Here is a 15,553-nt window from a genome sequence, read left to right as displayed (position 1 = left end):
GGTTTTACTGGCTTTTATTTGGAGTCCTTTGAAAAGGAGGGTTAAATAAATTAGGCAGTTCCTATAAAATATTTACTTATAAAAGGCTTAATCTATACCAATTGAAATATATTTAACCTCTAAATACTCATCAATCCCGTAATGACCGCCTTCTCTGCCTAGTCCGCTTTCCTTAAATCCTCCAAATGGTGCTTGGACTGTCGATGGTAAGGCATCATTCAAACCGATAATCCCATATTCAAGCTGTTCCGTTATTCTAAAGGAGCGGCTTAAATTTTGTGTATAAACATACGCAGCTAATCCATAAATGGAGTCATTTGCACGAGCAATAACTTCCTCTTCCGTTTTGAAGGTTGCAATAGGGGCAAGCGGACCAAAAATTTCATCCCGCATACATTCCATCCCATCATTAATATTCGTTATGATGGTTGGAGCGTAGAAATATCCGTTTACTTCAGTTGGCTTTACACCGCTAAAAGCAATTTTTCCACCCTTATTTACTGCGTCCTCAACAAGTGTTTCTACCTTTGATAAAGCGGCTTGATCAATTAATGGACCAACATCGATTCCTTCATCTAAACCATTACCGACCTTTAATTTTTCTAATTCATTTTGAAACAAATCAACAAATTGATTTGCGACTGATTCCTGAACAAAGACACGGTTCGTACAAATACAGGTTTGTCCGGCATTACGGAATTTGGATTGCACTAGACCCGCAGCCGCTTTTCTTAAGTCGGCATCATCCATAACGATAAATGGAGCATTTCCACCAAGTTCAAGTGATACCTTTTTAACGGTGTCAGCAGCTCCACGCATCAATGTTTTCCCAACTTCTGTCGAACCGGTAAAGGTAATTTTCGTTACGCGAGAATCCTTTAACCAAACATCACCAATTTCTGAAGATCTTCCGGTTACGACATTTATAACTCCCTTAGGTACCCCTGCTTCATAGGCAAGCTCAGCCAGTTTTAATGCTGTAAGCGGTGTTTGATTGGCCGGTTTTACAACGGCTGTACAGCCTGCAGCTAGCGCAGGACCGACTTTTCTCGTAATCATCGCAGCCGGGAAATTCCAAGGCGTAATGGCCGCAATGACCCCGACAGGTTCTTTTCGAACAAGGATCCGCTTATTTGGATGTGACGCAGGAATCGTTTCCCCGTAAATTCTTTTTCCCTCTTCAGCATACCAAGAGATAAATCCATTGGCATAAACCACTTCTCCCAATGCTTCTTTAAGAGGTTTTCCTTGCTCAATTGTCATGATTCTAGCAATCTCATGTTTATTTTCTTCAATTAAATAATGCCATTTCATTAGTATCTGATAACGCTCATCGGCTGTCTTTTTTGACCAGGTTTGAAATGCGGTATGAGCTGCATCAACTGCTTTAATTGCTTCATAGGCGCCACCTGTTGGGACAGCACCGACAACTTCCTTTGTTGCCGGATTCACGATTTCGGTAAAAATCTCAGAATCATTACCAATCCAATTTCCATCTATATACATCGGATAAATTTGATACTTTTTTTCTATTCTTTCCATTCATTTACCTCCGATTTAAAGGGCCGGATCAATGGCAAATACCGATTCCATGGACTCCTCAAGAATCTTGAGACCCTCTTCAAGCTGTTCATCCGTGATGGTTAACGGCATTAGGATACGAATAACGTTAGAAAAAATTCCCGCGCTTAATAATAAAAGCCCTCTTTCTCCTGCAGCTTTGACGATTTTCCCAACCGTTTCCTTATCAGGAGTTTTTAACTGCTTGTCCTTCACAATTTCCATTGCACACATAGCACCAAGACCGCGGACATCACCAATGCAGTCAAAGCGCTCAGCAAGGATTTTCATTTTCTCCACTACTCTATTTCCTAATTCTTCAGCACGATCATTAAGATTTTCACTTTCAATAATATCTAAAACAGTCAAGGCTGCACGGCATCCAAGCGGGCTGCCTGAATATGTACCACCAATTTCACCTACTTCAGCGGCATCCATAATTTCAGTACGACCAATCACACCACTGATTGGCACCCCTGCCCCCATCGACTTAGAGATAGTGATTAAGTCCGGTTCCACTCCGAAATGTTCAATGGCAAAATACTTACCTGTTCGGGCAAATCCAGTTTGAATTTCATCAGCAACAAATAAAATTCCATATTGGCTGCAGATTTCTCTGACACGCTGGACGAAGGCAATGTCCGGAACGATAAATCCACCTTCACCTTGGACCGGTTCCATCACGACTGCTGCAATGGTTTCTGGTGCCACCTCAGAAACTAAAAACTGTTCAAATTGTTCAATAATCATCTTGCTATATTGTTCTTCGCTCATACCATCAGGGCGGCGGTAAACATATGGATATGGTGCCTTGTAAACCTCCGGTGCAAATGGGCCAAAGCCAAATTTATACGGCTTCACCTTACTTGTCATGGTCATGGTCATTAACGTTCTACCATGGAACCCCCTTGTAAAAGAGATAATTCCTTGGCGTTTCGTGTATTTCCTTGCAATTTTAACTGCATTTTCAACAGCTTCTGCACCGCTGTTAAAAAAGGCTGCCTGCTTCGCAAAATTGCCAGGGGCAAGCTTGCAGAGTCTCTCCGCAAGCTTGATATAGGATTCATACATCATGACATTAAAGCCTGTATGAATAAATTGACTGGCTTGTTCCTGAAGGGCTCTTACCACCCTGGGATGGGAATGACCAACATTCAAGGTTCCGATTGCCCCGGCAAAATCAATATAAATATTTCCATCGACATCCTCCACGATTGCGCCCTGCGCTTTTTTCACAAAGGATTGAATATTGTTGCTGATTGCTTTAGGAACATATTGGTTTCGACGTTCTAATAGTTCCTGCGATTTTGGGCCTGGAATGGATGTTTGGAGCTTTACATATTTCTTTTCCACGTCTTTTTGCTCCCCCTTATCTGCATATACCTCTATCTAATTGATGTTATTATTTCACTTGAGCTAGCACTTGCTTAAAGGTGCTGACCACTTTATCAATTTCTTCATAGCTGATTGTTAAAGCAGGTTCAATACGAATGGTTTTTGAGTTAATCAATGTTCCTGCAACAAGGATACCGTTATCGAACATTCCTTTTGACACCTCATAACCGATCTCATCCTTATGGAATTCGATGCCAATCATTAGGCCTTGACCACGAATTTCTTGTACTTTGTCTTCATGGCCAACCGTTGCTTTTTTCAACTCTGCAAGGAAGTATTCTCCAGCCTCAGCTGCACGCTGTGGTAAATTCTCTTCAATTAACACACCGATTGTAGCAATGGCTGCTGCACAAGCAAGTGGGTTTCCTCCAAATGTTGTTGTATGCATAAATGGATTTTCGAACCAGCTTTTGAATACTTCTTCTTTAGCCACAATCGCACCAGCAGGCATTACACCGCCGCCAAACGCTTTTGCAAGACAGATGATATCCGGTACTACATCATATAATTCTGCAGCAAACATTTTACCGGTACGACCCATACCTGTTTGTACTTCGTCAAAAATGAGTAAGGATCCATATTGGTCACAAAGCTCTCTTACTTGTTTTAAATAGCCTTCTGGAGGAAGGATAATTCCGCCTTCACCTTGGATAGGCTCAAGAATAACGGCTGCCACATCTTCTCCGACGGATGCACAAACTTCAAATGTTTTTCTCATCATGTCGATATCGCCAAATGGAACGTGACGGAAACCTGGAATTAATGGAAGGAATGGTTTACGGAACATTCCTTTTGCCGTTCCGGATAATGAACCAAGACTCTTACCATGGAAAGCACGAGTGGTAGAGATAAAGGTTGTTCTTTCACCGTACATTTTTGCAAGTTTAAGAGCTGCTTCGACACTTTCAGTACCACTATTTGTAAAGAATGCATATTTCAAATCACCTGGTGTGATTTCGCCTAAAATTTTTGCAAGCATCGCACGAAGCGGGTCAAGAAGGTCCTGGCTGTGAAGAGCTTGGCGTTTTAATTGGTCAGTAACAGCCTTTACAACCTTTGGATTTCGGTGACCAACATTATAAATTCCAAAGCCGCCAAGACAGTCAATATATTCTTTACCATTAACATCTTTAAAGCCTGCACCGCTATCAGACCATTCTACTGCAGCGAATTGACCGCCTTCAGTAACGGTTTTACGGTATTCAAGGAATCCAGGGTTGACATTTTCACGGAAACCATCAAGGGTTTCTTTTGTAATCCAAGCTGCATCTTCTTGTGTAATATCTTCTTTTTCTATTAAATTTAAAACCTTGTTAATATATTCCGTTACATTTTGATTCTTTTCACTTTTTACTTCACTTTTAAAATCGATACTCATGTTTATCTCTCCTTGTTAGTTATAAATGTTTGAATTTTGTTTAAATATATATTTCAAGTTCCAGCACCCTAAAACGGGCGCTTTCACTTATCGAAATTAGTTTGAAAACCAGCCGATTGGTTCAACCTGCAGGTTAATATTAATTTGTTTAATCTCTTGGAATTCTTCAAGACCGAATGTTCCGAGACTTCTTCCGATACCACTTTGTTTATAACCGCCCCACGGTGCTTCGTTGTAAGTTGGGTGGTAAGCGTTAATCCAGGTAATTCCGGAGCGAACCTTTTTAATCACGCGTAAAGCCTTTGCTCCATCGGTTGAAAATACTGCTCCGGCAAGGCCGTAAACCGTACTATTGGCAAGTTGGATCGCTTCGGCTTCATCCTTGAATTTTTGAATACAAACAACAGGACCAAAGATTTCCTCTTGAACAATTCTCATATCATTGTTTACATCAATAAAAACAGTTGGTTCAACAAAATAGCCATTTTCTAGACCATTATCAACAATTCTGTTACCGCCACATGCAATCTTGGCACCTTCTTGTTTTCCAAGGTCAATATAATGAAGAACTTTTTCCATGTGTTGCTGGCTGACAAGTGGACCCATTTCTGATTCAGGATGATTCCCAGGACCAACTTTAATTTGCTTCGCTCTTTCGACAAAACGGTCTACAAACTTATCATAGATGCTTTCTTCGACAAGAATTCTTGATCCAGACGAACACACCTGACCTGTACCACAATAAATTCCAAACAATGCCCAATCTACAGCGGTTTCAAAGTCAGCATCTGCAAAAATAATATTTGGTGATTTACCGCCTAGCTCCAAAGAAACCTTTTTCATGGTATCTGCCGCAGTTTTCATGATATGTTTTCCTGTTTTCGTGCCGCCGGTAAACGAAACCATGTCTACTTCAGGATGAGAGGCTATTTCATTTCCTACCACGGCACCGGCACCCATAACCATATTGGCAACACCTTTTGGCAAACCGATTTCTTCAAAAATTTCAAATAATTTTTTCGGAGTTACCGGCGTTACTTCAGATGGTTTAAAGACAATTGTATTTCCTGCAGCTAATGCTGGAGCAATTTTCCAAACACTCATTAGTAATGGATAATTCCACGGAACTATTAAGCCGCAAACGCCGACAGGCTCACGGACTACCATTGCCTGCATTGGATCTGCTACATGGTAGGTAAAGCCATCCGGTTTAGTAATCAATCCTGCATAGTAACGGAAACAAGCAGCTGCGTCACCAATATCGCCCCCAGCTTCTCTTAAGGTTTTACCGTTGTCCATTGTTTCAAGCTGAGTTAATTCGTCTGCATATTCATCAATTTTGTCAGCAATTTTAAATAAATAGGAGGCTCTTTCCTGTGCTGATAAACCGGACCATACTCCCTCTTCAAAGGCTCTGCGGGCAGCAAAGATTGCCGTGCGTGCATCTGCGACTGTTCCCTCAGGTGCATGGGTGATCACTTCACCGTTGGCTGGATTAATGACTGGGCGTGTTTCTTGATTTTCAGAATCTTTCCATTCGCCATCAATAAACATTTTTAGATTTGCAACTCGGTTTTTTATTTCGACCATGTGAAATTTCCTCCTTAATTAATCCTCACTATCTATTAATGCAAGAAGCGTGCCAACTCTAAAAACCTATTAATTAAAGGATTTATCAAGTTACTTTGCAGAAAGCTATTCATTTTTGCATAAACCTATTATTTTTTGCATAGGCCCTATTGAACATGGTGGTTGATTTGCGCTTCAGGCGCTTCGCTCCAATCAACTTGGTTCAAAAATTTTCACCCATACTATATATAAAAAAAGCTGCATCAGATTTTAGGTCTGATGCAGCTTTTGGTGATTATGTGGATAATTTTTCGGTATTTAGATTTTTCTCACTTACAATTTTTTGATATTTCCTGCTGACGGAGGACTGGCTGATTCCTAATGCCTTTGCTGCTTTGGTTGTTGTTTTATATTGCTTCATAGCTAGGACAATCAACTGTTCCTCCACCTGATCGATTGCCTCCTGCAGAGGAATGACTCTCGTAATAACAGGCTTCATTTTTTTATATTCATAGCCTAATGATAAAAACTGGCTGACAAATTCCGCATCAATAGCCTGCTCATCCGCAGAAACAACTAATCTTTCAATAATATTTTGCAATTCCCTTACATTACCCGGCCATGGATAAAACTCCATCACATTAATCGCATCCGGTGTTAAATGATAGTTCCGCTCATATTTTTCATTTAACTGCTGAAGAAAATGAAATGCAAGCAACGAAATGTCCTCAACCCGTTCTCTTAATGGTGGAATATGAATTGGAATAACATTCAGGCGGTAAAATAAATCCTCTCGGAAGCTACCTTCCTCCACCATTTTCTCTAATTTCTTATTCGTAGCAGCAATGATTTGGACATTGATCTTAAACGGAGTGGTACTGCCGACAGGAATAACCTCCTGCTCCTGAAGAACTCGCAGCAGCTTTACCTGCAGATGCATCGGCATCTCCCCAATTTCATCCAGAAACAGGATTCCCCCATCTGCTTGTTTGAAATATCCGTCTTTTCCGTTCTTATCGGCACCTGTAAAAGCACCCTTCACGTATCCAAATAATTCGCTTTCCAATAAATTTTCCGGGATGGCACCACAATTCAATTTTAGAAATGGATACTCCGCTCGTTTTCCTAACTGATGAATTGCTTGAGCAATAACTTCCTTTCCGACACCGGACTCCCCATTGAGCAGGACAGTGGAAGAAAAATCAGCAATTTTCTTTACTTGACTCATAATTTTTTCCATTTTCGGGCTGCAATAAATTAACTTTTTTAAAAAGCGGTCCTTACTTTTAAACGTATCCAATTCCTTCTTATACTGCTCTGAGATTTTCTTCATTTCTTTTAATTCGCTTTTTAGCTTCGTTGTTTCTGTAATATCCCGGGAAGCAATAATGATACGGTCTAGTTCATTTTTATCATTAAAAATAGGATTACCAACGGCAAGAATCCGTCTTCCATTTTTCGTTTCCTGAACAACGGAAACCTTTTTCTTTCGTTCCATAACCAGCCTTGTCACAGAAGGTGTGAACAACCCTTGGTCCTCAAGCTGGAACATATTTTTCCCAAGCAACTCTTTTAAATCTACTTTCCAAAAGTCCTGGATGATGTTTTCGCTGTACCTGATTAATTCACCTTTCGCATTTACTACAAGTATCTCATCATAAATGCTCGAAAGAATGGCATTTAAGTCTTTATTTAAATCCTTGATATGCTCAATTTCCATCGCCATTTCTTCAACCATTGGTAAATCTTGTACCACGATGATGATTCCATCTACTTCATGGTCATAGTTTAATATAGGACTATAATCAACGAGGACCCCTGTTCCGTTGGTAATTTCGAGATGATTTAGAAGCGTTTTTCCGGTTTCAAAAACATTCTGAATGTGCTCTCCGCTAAAAATATTTTCTGCCGGAAGATTTAAAACCTGATCGGAGGTTGATTTAATCATTTTTAAGCCAGCATCATTACAATTGATGATTCGTTTTTCTTTATCTAAAACAAACATCCCCATTGGTATGGAGGTAAGCATGATTTTTAATAAATCCACACTTTTATTTTCTTGTTTAAAAAGCTCTGCCAGAATGTCTTCCCTGAGAATGTAGCCGCTCGGAATTCCATCCTCTCCTCTTATGATTGCAAATGGTTCCCCGACAATTTGAAATAGGACGGGTAATGAAATATGTTCCCCTAAATAACAGACATTTTCAATTGACTTTGTGTGCTCAAGTAAAACCGCTAACTCGAAATTTTGCCTTTCTAACTTTTCAAGTAATGGTGTATTCATTATCGCATAGGCAAATAATTTGTCCTGTTTTTTTAGGAATAAAAAGGGTTCCTTGATGTTTTTAATGGAAGATCCAACTATTTCTTGATTCTCGCTGATTTCAACTGCTATTATTGGCTTAATTTTTTCCTTTGCCACGGAAAACATCTATTACATCCCCCTTAAAGCCTTGTCAATCTTATACTACACGTAATACAGAAAATTTCAAATAGAAAAAAATGCTTAAAAGGAAGATGTCATCTCCATCTTCCTTTTTTTAAAAAGTTAGTCGCTTCCCGTAACGAACAAATCTTCTTTAACATATGCCAGGACCATTCCGGGAATGACTTGATCCCCTTCTTGAACCTCCAATGAATGAATTTCTCCGCTTATTCCCGTTTGAATCGTTTCGACGATACCATCTGCAGTTTTGATTGTAAATAATGGTTCCCACTCATAAATTCTGGATTCTCTCTTTATGGAGACTTTTTCAATTTTTCCATAAACAGGGCTAAGAACCACATCAAAATCCATGCTTTCTAACCTCCTAATGTTCATATTGCTCCTGAAAAGATTGCGTGTGTAAAACTAGATCAAAAAATTCATAGAATTCAGGAATGTCTTCCTGTTCAATTCCTAATTTGTATGCCCAAAATTCATCGTTAGGGGTATCTTCCTGGCAAAGTAATACCATGTTTCCAGTCTGCAAAGAAGTGACCATTGCTTTTCCGAAAAAATGCTCGGAATAACCAATCGTTAAATCGTAACGGTGGTTATTGGAAATAATACAAAAATAGTGGAGAAGCTGCTGTTCTTTTTGTTCAGATAAGAATTCTAATTTCATTCAAAAAATCCCCCTTTTATTTTTTAATATTTAAGCCAGCCTCTTAATCTTGAAGCCTCTGCTAATCGTTGAATTCCTTCTATATAGGCAGCTATTTTCATATTGACGTTGTATCTTTTTGAGGTGTTATATACATTTTTAAAACTATCGGTGATTTTCTCCTTAAGGCGGCTGTCAACCTCTTCCTCTTTCCAGTAGTAACCTTGATTGTTTTGGCACCATTCAAAATAGGAAACAATAACCCCGCCGGAATTTGCAAGGATATCAGGAACAACAAGAATATCCCGATCATCAAGAATGTTCAACGCTTCTTTTGTAGTCGGTCCGTTCGCTGCTTCAATGACAATACTACAATTAATCTTGTGAGCATTTTGTTTATTAATTACACCAGAAATCGCTGCCGGTATTAAAACATCGCACTCTTTTTCTAATAATTCTTGGTTTGTAATCGCTTGATTAAAACGGTTGCTGACGATTCCAAATGAATCCCGGCTGTCAATTAAGTTAGGGATATCTAAACCATTCTCATCATATACCCCGCCAAGCAGGTCTCCAATCCCGATTACCTTTGCTCCCAATTCATATAAATAGTTAGCTAGATAGCTTCCGACATTACCAAAACCTTGAATAATTACGCGCATATCTTTTAATGGCATACTTTTTAATTCACTTACCATTTGTAAAGTGTATAAAACACCTTTAGAGGTAGCTGTTTCACGGCCTTTGGACCCGCCTAAGGCAATCGGCTTACCGGTAATAAATCCTGGTGAGTCAAATTCACGGATATGGTCATATTCGTCCAGCATCCAGGCCATAATTTGAGAGTTTGTATACATATCAGGTGCCGGAATATCTTTTGTTGGTCCGACAATTTGACTTACTGCTCTTACATAGCCGCGGCTCAATTTTTCCAACTCATTTAAACTCATTTCACGCGGGTCGCAAATAATTCCACCTTTTGCCCCTCCATATGGAAGATCGGTTATTCCACATTTCAAACTCATCCATCCAGCCAATGCCTTTACTTCCTCAGGGGTAACATCCGGATGAAAACGAATCCCACCTTTAGTTGGTCCAGGTGCATCATTATGCTGAGCTCGGTATCCTTGGAATATCCTCGTTTGGCCATTGTCCATGGTTATTGGAATACTAACTTCTAAAAATCGCATTGGTCTACTTAAGAATTCAAAAACTTGGGAAGGATAATTTAGAATACTTGCCGCTTCCTTTAAGGTTTCTTGAAATTCATTAAGCGAATTATCCTGTTCCTTTAAATTTGTATCATTTTTCTGTGTACTGACTGTCATTTTAACACCTCATTTTTTATTCTTATTAAAGGTATTAGCAATTTCCGTGCCAACTTGAAAAAACCGCTATTTTACTGAGTTTTTTTAATACATAGCAGCTATGCCCTTTTAAGAATTATGAAAAAATGATTGGAGTTATGCAAAATTGCATAATTTTTTTAGAAAAATAAAAAAACGCATTCTAACTGGCTAGAATGCGTTTTCAACTACCATATATATTAGGCTTCTTCGGCCTTAAATTGCGGAGGAGCAGTACGGAAAGCTTTGGTTAAATAGAGTAGATACGTAAACCCAATGGCAAACCACGCTAATCCCATAATCAGGGAGCTTGCTTCAAGGTTGAACCAGAGAACCCCAACCGCCCCGGCTCCGATTAATGGCATGATTACATAATTGAAAAATCCTTTCGGCGTTCGATGCATTTTTTTCCGGAATGCATAATGACTTATGACGGAAAGGTTAACAAATGTAAAGGCCATTAACGCACCAAAGTTAATTAAAGAAGTAGCTGTTACTAAATCAAAGAACCAAGCTGAAAGAGAAATCACTCCTACCAGGATCACGTTAAAGACCGGTGTCCTATATTTTGGATGAATATATCCAAACCACTTTTCAGGAAATACATTGTCACGCCCCATTACGTATAATAACCGTGAAATACTAGCTTGAGATGCAAGGCCGGAAGCGAGAGTATTTACAAGAGTAGTGCACAAGAAAATTGATTGGAACAGTTTCCCACCAACAAAAAGGGCAATTTCTGGAAGTGCTGCATCCGGATTTTTGAACCTTGAAATGTCTGGGAAAAATAATTGAATAAAAAAGGAAGTAATAACAAAGATAATGCCACCACATAATGCAGTAAGCAAAATGGCTTTGGGGATTGTTTTTTTCGGATCCGGTGTTTCCTCAGAAAGAGTCGTAACCGCATCAAATCCCAAAAAAGAAAAGCAAAGAATTGTTGCGCCGGTAACTAGAAGGGAGGCATTCATTCCTTCTTTAAAAAATGGCTGTAAATTGAATACAGTCCCCTGACCCTCACCATGATGCAATCCAATTATAACAAGGACGATAAATACAATAATTATTGCTATTTGAACAAATACAAAAAATGCATTGAAATTTGCAAGAATATTAACACTTCGCAAGTTTAAGAATGTAACGATTCCTACAAAAATCAATACCCAAATGAAATCAGGAACGGAAGGGAATAAAGAATTTAAATAAAGTTTTGTTAATAGTGCATTGACCATGGGCAAGAACAAGTAATCCAGCAGAGATGACCAGCCTACAAGAAATCCCAAGTGGCTGTTAATTGCTTTTTGTGTGTACGTATAAGCCGACCCAGCTTCTGGAAAAACCCGAACGAGTTTTCCGTAACTTATCGCTGTAAATAGCATTCCAAGTAATGCAATGATATAAGCTGTTGGAACATGCCCATTTGTTTCCCCAGATACAATTCCAAAGGTGTCAAAAACAGCCATGGGAGCCATATAAGAGAGCCCCATAACGACAATCTGCCATAACTTGAGCGACCTTTTTAAATGTACAGTATTTTCCACATATCATTCCCCCAAAAATTAAATAATTAAACCGCTTTCAATAGGTAAATGCCCCTTTTGATTTTCACTAATTTTCCACTCCCCCTTTGCTTTTAGAAAGTTCAATATACTTAAGTGCAATTTTTATGCCAATCTTTCCACTCTCATAATAGAAGAAAAAATACTTACTATCGGTAGTTAGTTCTATTGGTGCAGTTAATTAACAATTTTCAGAATTATGCATTCATGCATACATTATTCCATAGTAAATAAAATTTGTCACCAGAAATTTCGACATTCTTGGAGTACTTTCTTCACTAATTAAAGATACTAAAAAGCAGTGGCATTCCAAAATACGGAATCCACTGCTTTTTATGGATGTGAAACAATTATGTGAAACAAGAAAATTCGGGTGGTGCCAGGCACCTATTTTGCAAATCGATGATTTCCGATTGTAACCGTAACCGGTCGTGAGAAAATCCATTTACTTTGAGCTGTTCTTGGATTGTAGAAAAATAGTGAGCCATTTCCTTGGCCTTTGAAGGCTATAGCTTCATTAACAGCCCTCTTTGAAGCTGCATCGGCAGGTTGATTAATTCGTCCATCTTGGACAGGAGTGAATGCATAGTGTCCCTTTGAGATTTGATAAATCACTTTTCTAATAGAATTTGGAAAATCAGGACTTGAAACTCTGTTCAGGATTACAGTAGCGACTGCCACTTTTCCCGCATATGGTTCTCCAATTGCTTCTGCATGAACAAGTCTTGCCATAAGATCTTTATCAGCCATTGAGATTGAAGAGTATGGTAATGTTATAGTTTCACCTGCATAAAGAGGCGCATTATGGTTTGCTGCCATTAAGCTATTTACAGGTATTCCGAATCCTTTTGCAATTTTCCAATAGCTTTCACCATATTGTACTTTATGTGCTGTTCCTGTTGCCGCTTCTGATTTTGTTGTTAAAGTAAATGCTGATAAAGATACCATCATACCTGCAGCAATTACTAGTTTCTTAAGTTTATTTAATTTCATATCTTAAAACCTCCTAATCATTTCGCTCGTTTGTCTATCTATAAGGCTATCAGTTGTAACATTCTTATTCAGTACCCAAAAAGTGGAAGGTATAATTAAACTCATTTAGCCACTGCTATAAAAGCATTTATTCAGCAAATGGAATTATCAACCAAAGATAACTTTTTACCAGACCTCTACTAAATTGGATGGTTTAGGATGTTTTTTTACAAGATGTTTCGCTCCTGTAACATAAATCGGAAATCTTCACCAAATTGACATCATTCAACTGTCAATCAAAAAGGAATCTTTCCTACCTTTTTAGAAATAATATAGAAGAAATAGAAAATGAGGAGGGTTTATTAATGGATAATCAACTAGTGAGTGTATTAAATAAGCAAATTGCCAATTGGTCTGTACTGTACATGAAGCTTCATAATTATCATTGGTATGTTAAGGGAAACCAATTTTTTACGTTACATACTAAATTCGAGGAATTTTATAATGAAGCAGGTGTTCACGTGGACGAACTTGCCGAACGACTCTTATCCATTGGTGGAAATCCTGTCGCAACCATGAAGGAATGCTTGGAGCTTTCATCCATCCAAGAAGCAAACGGCAACGAAGCCGCTGAGGCCATGGTTCAATCCATTATTAACGATTTCTCCATTATCACCGGGGAATTAAAAGAGGGAATGAACTTAGCCGGGGAATTGAATGATGAAACGACCGGCGATATGCTTCTAGCCATCCACTCCGGCTTAGAAAAACATATTTGGATGCTTCAAGCCTTCCTTGGAAAAACAATTTAAACCTGTTATAGAGTCCAGCATGATGATTGGACTCTGTTTTTTGCATTCATTTAAATTATAATAATTATTAAAAAGGATTGACTTTTAACTAATATTAATATTATTATAATAGTAACAGAAAAGGATTTATTTAGGAGGCTGCAATTTTGACAGAAAAATTAGAAGTAATTGTTTACAGCAGTACTGGCTGCCCTTATTGCGAAAAAGTTAAATCTGCTTTAAAGGATTGGGGAATTGAATACGAAGAACGGAATGCTTCCATACATAAAGAGTATTTCGATCAGCTAAAGGAACGGAAAATTTTTGGTACACCTGCAACTTTTATTAATGGCAAGCTTGTATTAGGTTTTCAAGAGAAAAAGTTTAGGAAGCTTCTAGATATTCCTGAAGATACTGATGGTTCGTCCAACAAGGAAAAACCTACTACGGAACAAGTGAAGGGTGAGGAAACTTCTATTTTTCAACCTGTAACCCCTCAAGTTCTCGAAGAAGTTTATGATTTTGTTACAATCGGAGGAGGTCCTGCCGGGGCATCTGCAGCCGTTTATGCAGCACGCGGAAAATTAAAGACTCTTGTCATTGATAAGGCACCTAAGGCGGGAACCTTAGCTATTACCCATAAAATCGCGAACTATCCAGGAGTACGTGAAGAACTGACTGGTCTCGAGCTTTTAACAAGAATGCAGGCTCAAGCAAAGGATTTTGGAGCGGAATTTGTTCGTTCTACTGTATTATCTGTGGATTTCACGAACGAAATTAAAAAGGTTGAATTGGCAGAGGGAACGGTTCAAGCGAAAAGTGTCTTTATTGCGGTTGGTGCAAAGGCTCCATCAAATAAGATACAGGGAGAAGAGGAATTTACCGGACGCGGTGTCAGCTACTGTTCAACTTGCGATGCCGCTTTCTATCAGGACCAGGTTGTAGCGGTTGTTGGAGATAACGAGGAAGCCATTCATGAGGCTGCAACACTTGCAAAATATTGTAAAACGGTCAAATTGTTAATTCCAATTGAGAATTTAAAAGGGGATGCAGACCTTTCAGGGCTTGAAAACAATCCAAAGGTTGAAATCTATCGCAGTCATCGTTTAAGAGAAATTATTGGAACGGATAACGTTGAGAAAATTGTGATTTTAAATGATAAAAAAGAAGAACAAGTATGGGATGTAGATGGTGTCTTCTTATATCTTGGCGGGATGAAACCGGGAACCGATTTCTTAAAAGGCGCAGTAATGAGAGACGAGGAAGGCTATGTGAGTGTTGATGAACTTCTTCAAACGAGTGCCGAAGGTGTCTTTGCTGGCGGGGATGCGAGAAGAACTCCAATCAAACAAGCGGTCATTTCTGCAGCGGATGGCGCGATTGCTGCATTAGGGGCGGAGCAGCACGTAAATAAACGGACTAAACTACGTCCGCAATATAGTTGATTTTTTATAAAACTAACGGATTCAGATGTTCTGAATCCGTTTTTTATTTTTCCTCATTTCAGTCCCTTTTCCTCATAGTTAGATATTTTTCAACATTTTTCAAAAAATCAACCTTTGTCCATTACGCGTGAGAAAAACAAGCATAAATTATAATGAATACAAGTAGGAGGTGATTCTACTATGTCAGACGGACACCACAACAACAACTTTGCGTTAATTGTTGTTCTATTCATCCTCTTAATCATTGTTGGCGCATCTTTTATGATGTACTAATGATGATTCGATTATAGGTTAAAGAAGAGGCGGTGAACTTTTGTTCACCGCCCCCTCTTTTTTTGGAGACAATTTTAATTCTTTTTTTAAGTTTGTCGCCTATCGCCTTCATTGGCGACAGTTTAAACCCAGTTGCTCCTCTGTTTGTCGCCTATCGCCTTCATTGGCGACAATTTGAA

At 38.9% G+C, this 15,553-nt stretch carries 13 protein-coding genes; 3 read left to right on the top strand and 10 right to left on the bottom strand.

The features are described 5' to 3' along the window. Positions 1 to 87 precede the first annotated feature (87 nt). The 10 genes from M028_RS0128325 to M028_RS0128280 all read right to left on the bottom strand — a co-directional run bounded on the left by M028_RS0128325 (position 88) and on the right by M028_RS0128280 (position 12,844). On the bottom strand, positions 88 to 1,506 hold the full coding sequence (locus M028_RS0128325) for an NAD-dependent succinate-semialdehyde dehydrogenase (RefSeq protein ID WP_155925875.1): 1,419 nt from the start codon (positions 1,504 to 1,506) through the stop codon (positions 88 to 90). A gap of 51 nt (positions 1,507 to 1,557) precedes the next feature. Then, positions 1,558 to 2,913 carry a 4-aminobutyrate--2-oxoglutarate transaminase gene (gene gabT / locus M028_RS0128320; RefSeq protein ID WP_026576839.1) on the bottom strand — a complete coding sequence of 452 codons (1,356 nt, stop codon included), beginning with the start codon at positions 2,911 to 2,913 and terminating at the stop codon, positions 1,558 to 1,560. A 49-nt stretch (positions 2,914 to 2,962) separates the two neighbouring features. Beyond that, the gene (locus M028_RS0128315; protein WP_026576838.1) at positions 2,963 to 4,333 is read right to left on the bottom strand and encodes a putrescine aminotransferase; all 1,371 of its coding nucleotides are present in this window, start codon (positions 4,331 to 4,333) and stop codon (positions 2,963 to 2,965) included. A gap of 96 nt (positions 4,334 to 4,429) precedes the next feature. Then, positions 4,430 to 5,923 carry an aldehyde dehydrogenase family protein gene (locus tag M028_RS0128310; RefSeq protein ID WP_026576837.1) on the bottom strand — a complete coding sequence of 498 codons (1,494 nt, stop codon included), beginning with the start codon at positions 5,921 to 5,923 and terminating at the stop codon, positions 4,430 to 4,432. Positions 5,924 to 6,197: 274 nt separating this feature from the next. Continuing rightward, a complete protein-coding gene (locus M028_RS0128305) occupies positions 6,198 to 8,333 on the bottom strand; it encodes a sigma 54-interacting transcriptional regulator (RefSeq protein WP_026576836.1) in 2,136 nt (711 codons plus the stop codon). Positions 8,334 to 8,450: 117 nt separating this feature from the next. Then, the gene (locus tag M028_RS0128300; protein ID WP_026576835.1) at positions 8,451 to 8,699 is read right to left on the bottom strand and encodes a biotin/lipoyl-binding protein; all 249 of its coding nucleotides are present in this window, start codon (positions 8,697 to 8,699) and stop codon (positions 8,451 to 8,453) included. Positions 8,700 to 8,712: 13 nt separating this feature from the next. After that, positions 8,713 to 9,009 (bottom strand): SAV0927 family protein, encoded by a 297-nt coding sequence (locus tag M028_RS0128295; protein WP_026576834.1) that lies wholly within the window; start codon positions 9,007 to 9,009, stop codon positions 8,713 to 8,715. A 23-nt stretch (positions 9,010 to 9,032) separates the two neighbouring features. Further along, positions 9,033 to 10,316: a Glu/Leu/Phe/Val family dehydrogenase gene (locus M028_RS0128290; RefSeq protein ID WP_026576833.1), complete on the bottom strand. Its 1,284-nt coding sequence runs from the start codon at positions 10,314 to 10,316 to the stop codon at positions 9,033 to 9,035. A gap of 218 nt (positions 10,317 to 10,534) precedes the next feature. Continuing rightward, the gene (locus M028_RS0128285; RefSeq protein WP_026576832.1) at positions 10,535 to 11,875 is read right to left on the bottom strand and encodes an APC family permease; all 1,341 of its coding nucleotides are present in this window, start codon (positions 11,873 to 11,875) and stop codon (positions 10,535 to 10,537) included. 405 nt (positions 11,876 to 12,280) lie between these two features. After that, a complete protein-coding gene (locus M028_RS0128280) occupies positions 12,281 to 12,844 on the bottom strand; it encodes a cell wall hydrolase (RefSeq protein ID WP_081810929.1) in 564 nt (187 codons plus the stop codon). Positions 12,845 to 13,230: 386 nt separating this feature from the next. On the opposite strand from M028_RS0128280, the gene M028_RS0128275 reads away from it, so the two are divergent. The 3 genes from M028_RS0128275 to M028_RS32500 all read left to right on the top strand — a co-directional run bounded on the left by M028_RS0128275 (position 13,231) and on the right by M028_RS32500 (position 15,374). Beyond that, the gene (locus M028_RS0128275) at positions 13,231 to 13,677 is read left to right on the top strand and encodes a Dps family protein (protein ID WP_026576830.1); all 447 of its coding nucleotides are present in this window, start codon (positions 13,231 to 13,233) and stop codon (positions 13,675 to 13,677) included. Between the two features lie 146 nt (positions 13,678 to 13,823). After that, positions 13,824 to 15,101: an FAD-dependent oxidoreductase gene (locus tag M028_RS0128270; protein WP_197031489.1), complete on the top strand. Its 1,278-nt coding sequence runs from the start codon at positions 13,824 to 13,826 to the stop codon at positions 15,099 to 15,101. A 180-nt stretch (positions 15,102 to 15,281) separates the two neighbouring features. Continuing rightward, positions 15,282 to 15,374, top strand: a complete 93-nt coding sequence (locus M028_RS32500) for a YjcZ family sporulation protein (RefSeq protein WP_081810924.1) — start codon at positions 15,282 to 15,284, stop codon at positions 15,372 to 15,374. The last annotated feature ends 179 nt before the right edge of the window (positions 15,375 to 15,553 follow it).

The sequence above is a fragment of the Bacillus sp. UNC438CL73TsuS30 genome (assembly GCF_000482325.1).
Lineage (GTDB): Bacteria > Bacillota > Bacilli > Bacillales > Cytobacillaceae > Neobacillus.
The sequence above is the reverse complement of the archived record's forward strand: the minus strand, read 5'-3'. Positions and strand labels throughout refer to the sequence as shown.

Bases quoted from the DNA above. Each gene is read 5' to 3' on its own strand.
- M028_RS0128325 (WP_155925875.1), bottom strand. From the start codon at position 1,506: ATGTATATAGATGGAAATTGGATTGGTAATGATTCTGAGATTTTTACC.
- M028_RS0128315 (WP_026576838.1), bottom strand. From the start codon at position 4,333: ATGAGTATCGATTTTAAAAGTGAAGTAAAAAGTGAAAAGAATCAAAAT.
- M028_RS0128310 (WP_026576837.1), bottom strand. From the start codon at position 5,923: ATGGTCGAAATAAAAAACCGAGTTGCAAATCTAAAAATGTTTATTGAT.
- M028_RS0128305 (WP_026576836.1), bottom strand. From the start codon at position 8,333: ATGTTTTCCGTGGCAAAGGAAAAAATTAAGCCAATAATAGCAGTTGAA.
- M028_RS0128300 (WP_026576835.1), bottom strand. From the start codon at position 8,699: ATGGATTTTGATGTGGTTCTTAGCCCTGTTTATGGAAAAATTGAAAAA.
- M028_RS0128295 (WP_026576834.1), bottom strand. From the start codon at position 9,009: ATGAAATTAGAATTCTTATCTGAACAAAAAGAACAGCAGCTTCTCCAC.
- M028_RS0128290 (WP_026576833.1), bottom strand. From the start codon at position 10,316: ATGACAGTCAGTACACAGAAAAATGATACAAATTTAAAGGAACAGGAT.
- M028_RS0128280 (WP_081810929.1), bottom strand. From the start codon at position 12,844: ATGATGGTATCTTTATCAGCATTTACTTTAACAACAAAATCAGAAGCG.
- M028_RS0128275 (WP_026576830.1), top strand. From the start codon at position 13,231: ATGGATAATCAACTAGTGAGTGTATTAAATAAGCAAATTGCCAATTGG.
- M028_RS32500 (WP_081810924.1), top strand. From the start codon at position 15,282: ATGTCAGACGGACACCACAACAACAACTTTGCGTTAATTGTTGTTCTA.